This window comes from Gordonia sesuvii (assembly GCF_036350415.1).
Taxonomy (GTDB): Bacteria; Actinomycetota; Actinomycetes; order Mycobacteriales; family Mycobacteriaceae; genus Gordonia; species Gordonia sesuvii.
Map to the genome: position 1 here is coordinate 50752 of NZ_JAZDUF010000005.1, position 12700 is coordinate 63451.

Below are 12700 nucleotides of genomic sequence, written 5' to 3' on the forward strand. Positions count from 1 at the left end.
GACGATGGGATCGGATCCGATCACCGACCTCGAGGCCGAGCTCACCGACATCTGGCGCCGCGGCCGCGTCCAGATGCGCGAGCGGTCCCGCGCGATCCATCCCCGTCTCGACCCCACCTGCTACCCGCTTCTCATCCTGCTGTCCCGGCATGACGCGGTCCGTATGTCGGATCTGCTCACCGACCTCGGCCTGGAGAAGTCGACATTGACCCGACAGATCGACTCGGTGGTCCGTCTACGGCTGGTTGAACGACACCCGGACCCGGACGATGCACGTGCACGTCTCGTGGCGCTGACCGATGAGGGGCGAGCCCGGCTCGAGGCGGTCGCGACCACCGCTGCCGCTTTGTGGCGGGAGCGTCTTTCCCGATGGGATCCGGACGATGTCCGACGCCTCGCCGACCTCCTGCGACGGCTCGGCGACGACACCGCGGACATGACCGACGATGAGCGGAATACGCAGCGGTAGTTGCAGCGTTACAACTGCCGACCCTATAGTTGCGTCATTCAACTAATTGTTGTGTGTCGCGTTTCCGCGCCCCTGCCCGCATGTTGCCGGGCACCTGCATCACCCCGACCGGGATGACCGTGAGTGGCGTCTGAACCCGAGGAGGTTGTCGTATGAGCGCGTCGGTATCGCCGTCCACCGACTTGTCGACGGCGACATCGGCCCCGATGACGCATCGCCAGCGCATCGAGGCTCTGGTCGGCCTGTTGCTCGGCATGTTCGTCGCATTCCTGTCGTCGACGATCGTGTCCAACGCGCTACCGGTCATCATCACCGACCTGCACGGCACGCAGGACCAATACACGTGGGTGGTGACGGCCACGCTGCTCGCGGCGACGGCCACCACACCCATCTGGGGCAAGATGTCGGACCTCGTGAGCAAAAAGCTGCTGGTCCAGGTGTCGCTGACGTTGTTCACGGTCGGTTCGATCCTCGCCGGACTGTCCCAGAGCGTCGGCATGTTGATCGGGTTCCGCGCGATCCAGGGACTCGGCCTCGGCGGCCTGCAGGCGCTGGTCGTCATCGTCATCGCCTCGATGTTCAGCCCGCGCGAACGCGGCCGCTATCAGGGGCCCATCGCCGCGGTCATGTCGATCGCGACCGTGGCGGGCCCACTGATCGGCGGTGTCATCGTCGACACGAGTTGGCTGGGTTGGCGATGGACCTTCTACGTCTGCGTCCCACTCGCGGTGATCGCCCTGGTGGTCATCCAGCGCACCCTCAACCTGCCGGTCGTCCGCAAGGACGTGACGATCGACTATGCCGGAGCTGCGCTCATCGCCGCCGGAGTCAGCACCCTGCTCATCTGGGTGACCCTGGCCGGCAAGAGTTTCGACTGGTCGTCCGGGCTGTCATACGGACTCGTCGCCCTCGGTGTCGTGCTTCTGGTCGGCGCTGTGGTCGTCGAGTCCCGAGTGCCCGACCCGATCATCCCGCTCCGCCTCTTCCGTGACCGCACCACCGCCCTGGCGACTTTCGCGAGCATCGCGGTGGGTGTCGGGCTGTTCGGTGGCGCGGTGTTCCTCGGCCAGTACTTCCAGATCGCCCGCGGTTTCTCACCCACTGCGGCCGGCCTGCTGACACTGCCGATGGTGATCGGGTCGATGCTGTCGGCCACAGTGTCGGGCAATCTCATCACCCGCTTCGGCCGGTGGAAGATCTACCTGGTCTCCGGCGCTGCGCTCATGACGGTCGGCTTCGGACTCCTGTCGACCATCGACGGGCACACGAACATGGTTCTGGTGGGCGCATACCTGTTCGTCCTCGGTGTCGGCATGGGGATGTCGATGCAGAACCTCGTGCTCGCGGTACAGAACAACGTGCGGCCCGACGACCTCGGTGCCGCGACCGCGACGGTGTCGTTCTTCCGCTCGCTCGGCGGCGCGGCCGGCGTCTCCGTGTTGGGCGCGGTGCTGTCCAATCACGTGGCGGATCTGATCGCCCGCGGACTCGACGCGATCGGCATCGGAGCGGCACAGACCGGCGGTACCGCCGCGGGCCTGTCCAACCTCAACGAACTGCCCGCTCCGATCGCCGACATCGTGCGTGGCGCCTACGGCGACGGCACCGCACGGATCTTCCTGATCGCCGCGGCAATGGCAGCCCTGAGCTTGATCGCGATCGCGTTCATCAGGGAGGTCGCCCTGAACACCGTCAGCCCGGATCAGCAGAGGTGGATGGAGTCGCAGCGCGACGACGCGGTCTGATCGCGTTCAGCCGTGCTTGCCGACCGGCAGCGCGCCGATGTCCGCACCGTCGGCGCCGAAGTGCCGGTAGATGGCGCGATCCCGTGCCACGCGCCCCCGCCATTCGAGGTAGCGGCCACCGATCGGGGTGCGACCGATGACCTGGTAGCTGATCGTGTTGCGGACCCAGGCCAACCCGAATGCCCACGGGGGGCGTTGCGGGAGTTGCAGATCCCGCATTCCGTGCACGCCGAGGAAGCCCTCGAGCATGCTCAGCAAGCGTTCGCGGGTGTAGCGCGAGGCCGGACCGTGTGCGAGCCGGTAGTGCAGATCGTCCTGTACGTCGACGAGCGCACCGGCCAGCTGCGCACCGGCATCGGTCACGTCCGTCTGCGACAACAGGATCGCGTAACTCAGTTGATGCTGATCGCGCTCGTGATCGAAGAGCCAGTCGTCGTCGACACCCATGAGCCAGCCGACGTACTTCCACAGGTGCATCAACGCCCGTGAGTCGTCCTTGCTGATGGGGACACCGAGGGCACGCACCCCCATCATCAGTGCGCCACTGAACAGGTTGAGGGTGGATGCGAGGTCGGTCTGGTTGATCGGCAGCCCCCACTCGGAGCTGTCCCACCGGCCGTTGCGTTCGAAGGCCTCGTTGACCAGGGCATGCATGAGCCGGACGTGCACGCTGAGTTTCCAGCCCTCGGCGTGACGGGCCATTCCGCCGGGCCGGCCGACCGCGATGGCCCAGGTCTGTGTTTCGCCGAGCCTGCGCTTGGTGGTGCCCCCGGACAGACCACCCGTCTCCGCGAGCAGATCCACCGGCCCACCGAACCGATAGCCACCGATCAGCGACAGCTGGAGCAGCACGTCGTTCGCGTTCTGACCGAAACGACGGAAGACGGTCGCGCCGTGCTCACACAGATCGGCATCGACCCACGATGGCGTCTCCTCGATCAGTGCGAAGAAGGTGCGCAACGCGGGTGGGCTCTGGTCGGAGATCCCGGTGTCGAGCGCCTCGTGGAACTGGCCCATGGTCACCCGGTCCGGATCATCCTTCGGCAGTCTCATCGCGGCCACCAGCGCGGCCGCGGGTTCGTCCCGCATCATCAGCCGTCGGCCGAGGAGTTCGAAGTCGGCGGCGGTCGGCTCGGACAGTCCCCAGTACATCTTCAGCAGTCGTCCGATCCGCCGTCCGCGCGCGTCGGCCGATCGATGGCGGCGCGGCGGCGCGGGCGCGGGCGTATGAGCGGAGATCTCGGTCGTCGCTGACATGAGACGATTCTATCTATTCGTCTCACTGCGGATCAATGACGAACTCGTGTCGGAACTGTCGGGGCAGCGTCGTACCGTGGGTCACGGACCGAACGAGGAGTGGGCGATGACCGGTCGACGTCACGCGATCATCCCGACATCCCTCGGCGACATGACTTTGGTCGCCGAGGGGAACGACCTGGTCGGGTGCCGATTTCCGCCGGCCGACACGTCGTCGTCCGGCGACGTGGTCGAGCCCATGGACGACGATGCGCTGGGGCCCGCCGCGACGCAGCTCCGCGAGTACCTCGACGGCAGGCGCACGATGTTCGACGTGCCGTTACGCACCGAGGGCGACGAGTTCCAGCAACGGGTATGGACCGCACTGCGCGACATCCCGTTCGGCCAGACCGTCAGCTACGGACAACTCGCGACTGCACTGGGTGGTCCCGCGCTCGCACGGCGCGTCGGGAGAGCGGTCGGCCAGAACCCGATCGGCGTGTTCATCCCGTGCCATCGCGTGATCGGGGCGGACGGTTCACTCACCGGGTTCGGCGGCGGTCTGCAGCGTAAACGACTTCTCCTGGACCTCGAGGAGCCGCCCGAGCGTCGTGCGGCGCGCCTGTTCTGATCGAACCGCTCCCCTACCCTCGTGGCATGGACGACCGATTGACCGACCTTGCCGGACGTCGCGCCGTCGTCACCGGCGCAACCAACGGGCTCGGCCTGGCCACCGCTCGCCGACTCGCGCATGCGGGACTGCGTGTGGTGCTGGCCGTCCGCGACACCGACCTCGGCGCCCGCCGAGCGCGCGAGTTCGGCGGCGACTGTGAGGTGCTGCCGCTCGACCTCGCGGACCTTGCGTCCGTACGCCGCTTCGCCGAGCTCCTCGACGGCCCGATCGACTATCTGATCAACAACGCCGGCGTGTTCCCCCATCAGCATCGGCGTACCGCCGACGGATTCGAGTTGGGGATCGGCACCAACTTCCTCGGACCGTTCGCGCTGACGAATCTGTTGCTGCCCCGGGTCGAACGGCAGATCGTGATGGTGGCCTCCGACGCCCATCGCGGCGCCAAGGCGCTCGATCCCGACGACCTGGATCTCGAGCAGGCTCGATGGAGTCCACCACGCGCGTACGCGCGCTCGAAACTGGCGGTCATGCTGTGGGGGCTCGAACTCGATCGACGGCTGCGCGCGGTGGGCTCACCGGTGACCGCGATGATGACGACGCCGGGATGGGTCGCCTCGAACATCTCCAACAAGCCACGCCTGGGCATCGCGCATAAGCTGGTCCAAGGCGCCGCCTCGCGATTCGCCAACGACATCGACGCCGGCGCACAGACCACCCTGTACTGTCTGACCGAGCCCATCCCGCCCGGCAGCTATGTCGGCGTGGACGGGATCTGGGCGTTGCGCGGTCAACCGGTCCTGTTCGGGCGGTCCACGGCGGCATGCGATTTCGGAGTGGCCGGCCGACTGTGGTCGAGGGCCGAGATGCTGACGGGGACCGCTTGGCCGGTGTGAGGCCGGCGCGGGCATCTCACAGTTCGAAGGCCGCACGATAGCGTGCGTACGCGGTGCTCACCTCTGCTTCGGTCAGGCCGAAGTCGTCGAGCGAATAGGTGTGCACCCCGTGGGCGTGCTGGGCGTGACCGGCGCGGTGCGCGTCCATCTGCGCGCGGATGTCGTCGGTGAGGTCTAGGCCGACCGCCTCGTAGATCCGTCTGACCTCGCCGATCGGGTCGTCGACGAGGTCGTCGTATCGCACGTCGACGAACGCGTCCGGCCGCTGCTCGCGGACATCGAGTGCCCGATCGACCATCGCCGCATTGCGTCGCAGCCAGTGTCGTGCAACAGCTTCCGCGTCGACATGATCACTGAACATCGAGTGTCCATGCGCCAGCATGCTGGAGAACGACGCCGTGGTGCGCACCGGGTCGCGGTGGGTCTGCACGATCACCGCATCCGGAAACACCTCGAGCAGCGAGTCGAGGTGTTCGAGATGCGCGGGCGTCTTGAGCACCCAGTGTGGTCTCGGATTCTGGTCGTGCAAGATCTGCAGCAACGTCTTCAGGTACCGGTACGAACCGAGCATGTCCTGCCCCTGCAACCACGCCGCGTACTCGGGCACGTCGAGCATCGCCTCCGGCACCTGGGACAGCAATGAATACTCCTGCAGGAGCACATCTTCCTCAGGACCGTCGGCCTCGACCGCGTGGATCGCGAAGAACTGTGGGTTCAGGTAGCGCAGCGCGAGTTCGGCCATCTTGGTCTGCGCGACGCGAACCGTCGGGCGGCCCGGTCGTTCACGTTTTCCCGGCAGCACATGGATGACTTCCCAGGAGCCGACGGAGCGCATCCGCGGGTCGGCGCCGATGAGTCGGTGCAGCATCGTCGTGCCGCTACGTTGCAGACCGGCGATGACGATCGGTGGTGTGATCTCGATGTCGGCGATGTCGGGACGGCGCCGCATGAGCTCCGCGACCCGCAGACGGGTGGTGAGAATGCCGTGCATCCGCGCGCGGATGACGAGGGATCCGAACGTCGACAGCTGCGCCTCGTCGACGATCGAGGTGCACAGCACATCAAGGGCTTCGTCGGTGAGCGGGTCAGCGGCCCACACCAACCCGGTGGCCTTCTCCGCCCGGCGACGCAGGGTGTCGGCGGACAGATCGATCTTACGGATACCGCGCGAGTCCAGCACCTCCCCGATCCGATTGACCACGCGGATCGGACGCCGCTGGAACGGGACGAAGGACGATGCCATATCCGACACCCGTCAGATCAGTTGCGGCAGTTCGGCCGTCGAGACCACCCGCGTCGTGGGTTGTGGGTGGGTTGCCGCGCGAATCCAGCGGAACGTCATCGCGCCGCAGCCGTGTCCCGTTGTGTCGATCCAGTTCGGCAGGCCTGGGTCGTCATGGGCGACAACGATCCGGACACTGCCGTCGGATCGGTACGTCGCGGTGTGCTTGTTCACGTGCACGGTGTGATAGCGGTAGTCCAGCGACTCGAGCCAGTGGTTGTCGAGCTGGAAGTTCCATCCGTCGCAATCGGGGATCTCGCTCTCGATCACGAGGGCCTCGTCGGGTTCGAGTCGCCAATAGCTGTGGTAATAGATGATGTTCGGATCGCCGCCCGCCTTGGTCGATCGTTCCGGGTCGAACATGGGTAGCTCGTTCGTGTGTTTCTGGAAGTCGCGGGCCCACTTCGCGAACAGCATCGACGCGCCCGCCACGAGCAGGCTCGCCTTGCCGAGACCGGCGTCGAGCGTGGCCGGCGTCAACGGTTCCGGGGACGTGGCTCCGTCGAGCAATTCGATTCGCAGATCCGCCGGCACCTCACTGGTGCGATCGGCGAAGGTCTGCCGGACGATGAGCAGGCCGGTCGCCGCCGTCATCGGCAGCCAGTTTCCTTCGTGTTCGGTTGCGCTGACGATGATCTCGAATCGTCCGTCAGGTCCGATCTCGAGGTCGGCGGCCTCGACGTAGCCGGTGGTCGGCATCTGCCCGCCCTCGCCGTAGTTGCCCTCCTGCGTCCCGAACCCGAGGTAGTCGACGGTGCCGCGTGTCCCGATGATGCGGTACTCCAGCGAACCGTCGAGGGTCGCGTTCATGTAGTGGTTGTCGGGGTTGTCCGAACCCATCTTCGCGGTCTCGTGGATCATCCGCCGCAGCACGGGCGCTCGCGGATCCGCGTACTCGACGAACGCCTCGAGCCCGGCTCGGGTGAGCCTGCTCAGATACCGATAGCCCTCCGCCTGGGTGAGCGGGTCGGTGGGTGTGCCCGGGAACACGACGGCGGCTCCCGCCGACTTGAGGGTGTCGCAGAACTCCTCCCACGACGCCCCGGTCACGACGCGCTGTTCGGCGACGCTGTCAGGAGTCTGGCCGCGCATCTTGAGGTACGCGACGCGCGCCTTCTTGAACTGCCCCAATGCCGCTGTCGCGATCGTGCGTCCGTTCATCTCCCGCCTTCCGTGCCTGGCTTCCTCGAATCACCCTGACACGTTCTGCCCTTCGGCGACGGCCGAATACGGACGCTCAGGTTCCAACCACCCGCGCAGGTAGCACACTGCGCGCTTGGTTGGAACCTGAGCGTTTCATGTCGCCGTCAGAGAACCTTGCCGATGGCACCGGTCAGCTTCTCCGGCTTGGTTGCCGGAGCGAAGCGGTCGACGACGGTACCGTCGCGGCCGATCAGGAATTTGGTGAAGTTCCACTGAATCCGGCCACCGAGCAGCCCCCGCTTCTGCGAGCGAAGCCATTCGTAGAGCGGGTGCGCATCGGGGCCGTTGACGTCGACCTTGGCGAACATCGGGAAGGTGACGTCGTAGGTCAGCGAGCAGAAGTTCTTGATCTCGTCGGCGTTTCCGGGTTCCTGGTGTGCGAACTGGTCGCACGGAAACCCGAGCACGCGCAGTCCCTGATCTCCGTATTCGCGACTCAGCGCCTCGAGACCCTGATACTGCGGGGTGAAGCCACACTTCGATGCGGTGTTGACGATCAGCAGCGGCAAACCCGCGTAGGTGGACAACGGTATCGGGTTGCCGTCGATGTCGTTCGCGGTGAAGTCATATGCGTTGGTCATTCTGATACCCCCTTGTAGCGCCGGCCGGGTCAGGCCGGCTGTTCACTTCGAAATCCGTACGCGTGCACGACAGGTCAGGTCGGGTGCGGCTCGAGCATCGGGACGAGGTACTGCCGCGCGACCGCGGCGAGTTGTTCGTCGTCGTGCACGTCGATGAGTTGGCTGGGCACGGTGAGAAACGAGTTCGACACCCGGACCATCACCTCCGCGGTCAGCTCGGTGTCGAGTTCGGCCGCGATGTTGCCCGCGATCTGTTCCTTGCGGAGCTGGGCGGCGACGAACTGACGGACCGCGGCGAGCATCCTGCCGTCGTCGGCGCCGATCGAACCGGCGAGCAATGTCGGTTCGGTTTCGATGAGACCGCCGATGAGCGGATTGCCGAGAATCGACCGCAGTGAGCTGACGAATCCGAGCTCGACGCGTTCGGCGGCGGTGTCCGCTTCCCTGATGTCGGCGAGGAAGCGGAGGAAGTAGCGGCGGAATTCACGCAGGAGCACCTGTTCGACCAGCGCGTCCTTGGTGTCGAACTTGCGGTAGATGGTGATCCGCGAGAGACCGGCGCGTCGCGCGACCTCCTCCATGGAGGACCGTTGGATGCCCATCCGGCAGAACTGGTCGAACGCGGCGTCGAGCAGCCTGGTCCTGGTCGGGTCGTCGGTCTCGGCGAAGTCGCCGCCGACCACCGCGACGTACGCTCGCTGCAGTAGGGACTGGGACCTCGAGTCCGGCGACTGCGTATCCGGCGTCGCGGCGGCTTGGCCTGGTTTCACTGGTACTCCTCCGCCGGTCGTGGGCGAAGCATACCGCGAGTACAGACCGGTTGCCGCCACCCTTTTGTGAGCTCATCCACCCGTCCACCCCAGAGTGAGCCCAGCAGGCGTAATCCCAGCTTGTGAGTGGTGTCACACTGTGCTAAGTCTATGTAACAGAGTTACAGCCTTTGTTACATCGCGTCATCGAGTCGGGTGGCGATAGACGGGAGTGAAGAAGATGGACAATGTGAGCAGGCGGAATCTGTTGAAGGCCAGCGGAACCGTCGGAGCGGTGGGCGCGCTGGCGACTGTCGGGCAGGCGACGCCGTGGACGTGGTCGCCGGCCGGATCGGTGCCGGGACGCGGCACGGGCGCGAACCCGCTCCAGGTATGGGACGTGGAAGCCGATCCGGTGGTCGCGTCGCTGCTCGACCGTGGCGAGGTCCCGCGGGTCAACGAACTGCTGCGCGGTTGGACCAAGAACGGTCAGCCGCTGCCGGCCGGGCTACCCAAGGATCTGCGGGACTTCATCGAGTACGCGCGCCAGCTGCCACCGTGGACCGACCGCTCCAAACTGGAGACCGCGGTCCGGTTCAACCAGAAGCGCGGCACCTATCTGGGCGTGCTGTACGGCTTCGCCAGCGGCATGATGAGCACGGTCATCCCCCGCGAGGCCCGCGCCGTCTATTACTCCAAGGGCGGTGCGGACATGAAGGACCGCATCACCAAGACCGCGAAGCTCGGCTACGACATCGGTTCGCTCAACGCCTACCGTCCCGACGGCGAGATGATCGTGACCTGTGTCAAGACGCGTCTGGCACACGCCGCCGTGCGGCATCTGCTACCCCAGTCGCCCTGGTGGGCGCACTCGGCGGAGGAGAGCAAGCCGATCAGCCAGGCCGACATCATGGTGACCTGGCACAGCCTGCCGACCACGGTCATGCGGATGCTCAACAAGTGGAACGTCCGCATCGCACCGGACGAGTCCGAGGGCTTCCTGCACTCATGGCAGGTCAGCGCCTACATGCTGGGTGTGAAGGACGAGTACATCCCCGCGACGTGGGGCCAGGCGGATGCCCAGGCCCAGCAGGTTCTGGACCCGATCCTCTCCCCCACACCCGAGGGTAAGAAGCTCGCGGACACCCTCCTCGATCTGGGGATGAACCTGGATCTCAGTCTGCTGTCACGAGGGGTGCTCGGCGCTCTCACCCGCTTCATGCTGGGCGACCAGATGGCCGACTGGTATCAGATCCCGCGGGAACCGGTGTGGAGTCCACTGCTCGAAACCGCCTGGGGCCCTTATGTCATCGTCCGCGAAGGGGTGCTGGACCTGGGTATGCCGAAGGAGGCGTACTGGTTGTTCGACGAGTTCCTGCGGCAGTTCGTGCTCTTCTACATGTCAGAACTGCGCATGCCGATCAACATCACCATCCCGGTGTTGAACAACCCGCGCTACAACTGATCCGCTGCACTTGCGCCAACACGAATGTCGGGGAATCGAGCATGACCATGCGCAAGTGGTTCGTGGTGCTCATCGCCGTCGTGGCCGGGCTCGTCACCCCGGCCACGGCGGCGGCGTCACCGTCGACCTTCAGCCGCACTCAATGTCCGGAGCTGTACGTACTCGCCATCCCGGGGACATGGGCCGATATCGCTGAACCGGGCATCCTCCGGGAGGTGACCAGTGGCCTCGGGCCGCGGACGCTGGTCCACTTCGTCGGCTACTCCGCAACCGCCTTCCCCTGGGAGAAAGCCATCTACGGCAAGTCCAAGGCCCAGGCCGTCGCGAACACGGTGGGACTGGCGACGACAATGCTCCGCCGGTGCCCCCGCACGCAACTGGCCCTCACCGGCTACAGCCAGGGCGCGGATGCGGCAGGCGATGTGGCCGCCGAGATCGGCAGCGGCCGGGCAGCGATCAGACCGCAGCAGGTGGCAGGAGTGGTCTTGCTCTCCGATCCGCGCCGATCACGGAAAGACAATCTCGTCGGCTACCAGCTGGATGGACAGGGCAGCGGCGGCCCTCGGCTGACCGGCATGGGCTGGTTGAGCCACAAGACCTTCAGCATCTGCGCACCGCGAGACCTGTACTGCAACACCCCGCGCGAGTCCTACGTAACGAGGATCGTCGGCTACCTCGCCGAGACCAGCGATCCCAATCCCAGCCAGATGCACCAATATCACGCCGAGGCCAGCGCGATCCTCGACGAACTCCTCGCCAAGGGCGGGATCGGCGCACTCGGCCGGGAGGTCAGCAATCAACGTGCACGCCAACAGATCATCGTCTTCAACCGTTTCCTGCAGTCCGGAGTGCACACCAACTACGCCGCGTTCGAAGTGCAGCCCGGGGTGAGCGCCGTGGACTGGGCGCAACAGTTCCTCGCCGGGCTCTCGACGCAGCACCAGTGACCTGAGAGGTACGAGATGGACAAGCATCTGCTCGAGCGGAGTCTGACAGCGGTCGACCTGCCCGACGACGGCCTGACAGTGCGGTTCTACGAGATCCTGTTCGAGCGCTACCCGGCTGTACAACCGATGTTCCGCCGGGACACCAAGCTCCAGGCGGAGATGCTGCGCACCGCCATCGTGTCGGTCATCGACAATCTCGACGATGGCGAGTGGCTCACGTCCAACCTGGGGTCATTGGGTCGACGCCACTCCGAGATGGGCGTGACCCCGCCGATGTACGACGCAGTGGGCGAGTGCATGATCGCCGCGATGGCCGAGATCGGGGGTGACGACTGGACACCCGAGATGAGTGCGGCGTGGACCGAGGCGCTCACCGCGGTGTCGTCACTGATGCTCGCCGGGTATCCCGATGGGGTGCCGCGCTGATCGCGGCCAGGTCGACCGGAGTTCAACCTTTTGCCGCGAGCACCCGCGCCGCCTCCCGCACCGCATGGACGTTCGCCTTGCCTTGACGTGACCCGGCCAGTTTGGCGGCGATGTGGTCTCGCACGGTGATCGGCTCGTAGGCCAGGCCGTTGTCGCTGCCGAGGTAGTCTGCTGCGGTTTCGATCACGGCATCGACGTTGCCGTCGTGGAAGAATGCCGCGGAGCGGCGTCGCGCTATGGTGCCGTCGATGATCGGCGGCTTCACACGGTGCAGGGTCGACATCCAGCGGTCGTTGGTGATCCGGGCGGTGAGGTCACCCAGGTTCACCAGCAACGCGCCGTCGATCGGCGAAACGTCGTGCCAGTGCCCGTCGGTCCCCAGGATCTGCAGTCCGGCAACCTGATCCGCCCACAGGACGGTCACGATCCCGAAGTCGGTGTGTTCACCCATCCCCGTCAGGTCGCCGTCGAGGGTGACGGTGCCCTCCGGCAGCGCATAGTTGTTCATCCGCAGCACGTCGATGGAGTGACCGGTGAGGGCATCGAAGTAGTCCGCCGGCAGGTGCAGGGCGTCGGCGAAGATCGAGGTGAGCGTTCGGGCCACGCGGCTCGCCTCGTCGAAGTAGGCCGAGACCCTGGACTCGAACTGCGCGACATCGTCGGGCCAGACATTGATCCCGTAGTCGGCCTCGTCGAGGTCGAGCTCGGTGAACGACCGCGCCTCGACACCGACGTTGAAGGCTTCGAAGAAGTCGTTCATCCGGGTCGCCGATTCGACGCCGAGGCTGAGGCTCAGCGACTCGCTCTTCGGCGGGCTGTACCCACGGTTGGCCCCGTCGACGCAATAGGTCTTCTTGGACTCCAATGTGAGACCGAAGAAGTCGTCGATCGCACTGGCGAGTCCATCACCGACCGAATCGGCGATACCGTGGCCGAGGATCTGCATGAAACCCACACGGCTGCAGGCATCGTCGACGGCTGCTGCCACTGCGCGACGCTCCTCGGGCGAACCGTCGGCGACATATGGCGAGATGTCGATCGCGGGTACTTCGAACTGGCTGGTCATGATG

The 12700-nt window shown here is 65.8% G+C and carries 13 protein-coding genes; 7 read left to right on the plus strand and 6 right to left on the minus strand.

The window, feature by feature from the left end; genetic code table 11:
- Positions 1-4: 4 nt before the first annotated feature.
- On the plus strand, positions 5-469 hold the full coding sequence (locus tag VZC37_RS17020) for a MarR family winged helix-turn-helix transcriptional regulator (RefSeq protein WP_330433903.1): 465 nt from the start codon (positions 5-7) through the stop codon (positions 467-469).
- 206 nt (positions 470-675) lie between these two features.
- A complete protein-coding gene (locus VZC37_RS17025) occupies positions 676-2214 on the plus strand; it encodes an MFS transporter (RefSeq protein ID WP_488803386.1) in 1539 nt (512 codons plus the stop codon).
- A 6-nt stretch (positions 2215-2220) separates the two neighbouring features.
- Here the strand turns inward: VZC37_RS17025 and VZC37_RS17030 are convergent, their stop codons facing one another.
- On the minus strand, positions 2221-3471 hold the full coding sequence (locus VZC37_RS17030; protein ID WP_330433908.1) for an oxygenase MpaB family protein: 1251 nt from the start codon (positions 3469-3471) through the stop codon (positions 2221-2223).
- Positions 3472-3577: 106 nt separating this feature from the next.
- Here VZC37_RS17030 and VZC37_RS17035 point away from each other — a divergent pair, with 106 nt between their 5' ends.
- Together VZC37_RS17035 and VZC37_RS17040 are read left to right on the plus strand one after the other, a co-directional pair.
- Positions 3578-4081, plus strand: coding sequence for a methylated-DNA--[protein]-cysteine S-methyltransferase (locus VZC37_RS17035; protein ID WP_330433911.1), 504 nt, complete (start codon positions 3578-3580; stop codon positions 4079-4081).
- Between the two features lie 26 nt (positions 4082-4107).
- Positions 4108-4977: an SDR family NAD(P)-dependent oxidoreductase gene (locus tag VZC37_RS17040; protein WP_330433913.1), complete on the plus strand. Its 870-nt coding sequence runs from the start codon at positions 4108-4110 to the stop codon at positions 4975-4977.
- Positions 4978-4993: 16 nt separating this feature from the next.
- Here the strand turns inward: VZC37_RS17040 and VZC37_RS17045 are convergent, their stop codons facing one another.
- The 4 genes from VZC37_RS17045 to VZC37_RS17060 all read right to left on the minus strand — a co-directional run bounded on the left by VZC37_RS17045 (position 4994) and on the right by VZC37_RS17060 (position 8813).
- Positions 4994-6220 (minus strand): sulfotransferase family protein, encoded by a 1227-nt coding sequence (locus VZC37_RS17045; RefSeq protein WP_330433915.1) that lies wholly within the window; start codon positions 6218-6220, stop codon positions 4994-4996.
- Positions 6221-6232: 12 nt separating this feature from the next.
- Entirely contained in the window at positions 6233-7420 is a 1188-nt protein-coding gene (locus VZC37_RS17050; protein ID WP_330433917.1) for a DUF1214 domain-containing protein, read from the minus strand.
- Between the two features lie 146 nt (positions 7421-7566).
- The gene (locus VZC37_RS17055) at positions 7567-8043 is read right to left on the minus strand and encodes a glutathione peroxidase (protein WP_330433919.1); all 477 of its coding nucleotides are present in this window, start codon (positions 8041-8043) and stop codon (positions 7567-7569) included.
- 74 nt (positions 8044-8117) lie between these two features.
- On the minus strand, positions 8118-8813 hold the full coding sequence (locus tag VZC37_RS17060) for a TetR/AcrR family transcriptional regulator (RefSeq protein WP_330433921.1): 696 nt from the start codon (positions 8811-8813) through the stop codon (positions 8118-8120).
- A gap of 220 nt (positions 8814-9033) precedes the next feature.
- Here VZC37_RS17060 and VZC37_RS17065 point away from each other — a divergent pair, with 220 nt between their 5' ends.
- From VZC37_RS17065 to VZC37_RS17075, 3 genes are read left to right on the plus strand one after another with little or no spacing between them, the layout of a single operon-like run.
- Complete coding sequence (locus VZC37_RS17065; protein ID WP_330433923.1) at positions 9034-10257, plus strand: oxygenase MpaB family protein; 1224 nt, start codon at positions 9034-9036, stop codon at positions 10255-10257.
- Positions 10258-10304: 47 nt separating this feature from the next.
- Positions 10305-11204, plus strand: coding sequence for a cutinase family protein (locus tag VZC37_RS17070; protein ID WP_330434426.1), 900 nt, complete (start codon positions 10305-10307; stop codon positions 11202-11204).
- A gap of 15 nt (positions 11205-11219) precedes the next feature.
- The gene (locus VZC37_RS17075; RefSeq protein WP_330433924.1) at positions 11220-11630 is read left to right on the plus strand and encodes a globin domain-containing protein; all 411 of its coding nucleotides are present in this window, start codon (positions 11220-11222) and stop codon (positions 11628-11630) included.
- A 22-nt stretch (positions 11631-11652) separates the two neighbouring features.
- On the opposite strand, the gene VZC37_RS17080 is transcribed toward VZC37_RS17075, so the two are convergent.
- The gene (locus VZC37_RS17080; RefSeq protein ID WP_330433926.1) at positions 11653-12696 is read right to left on the minus strand and encodes an isopenicillin N synthase family dioxygenase; all 1044 of its coding nucleotides are present in this window, start codon (positions 12694-12696) and stop codon (positions 11653-11655) included.
- Between the last annotated feature and the right edge of the window lie 4 nt (positions 12697-12700).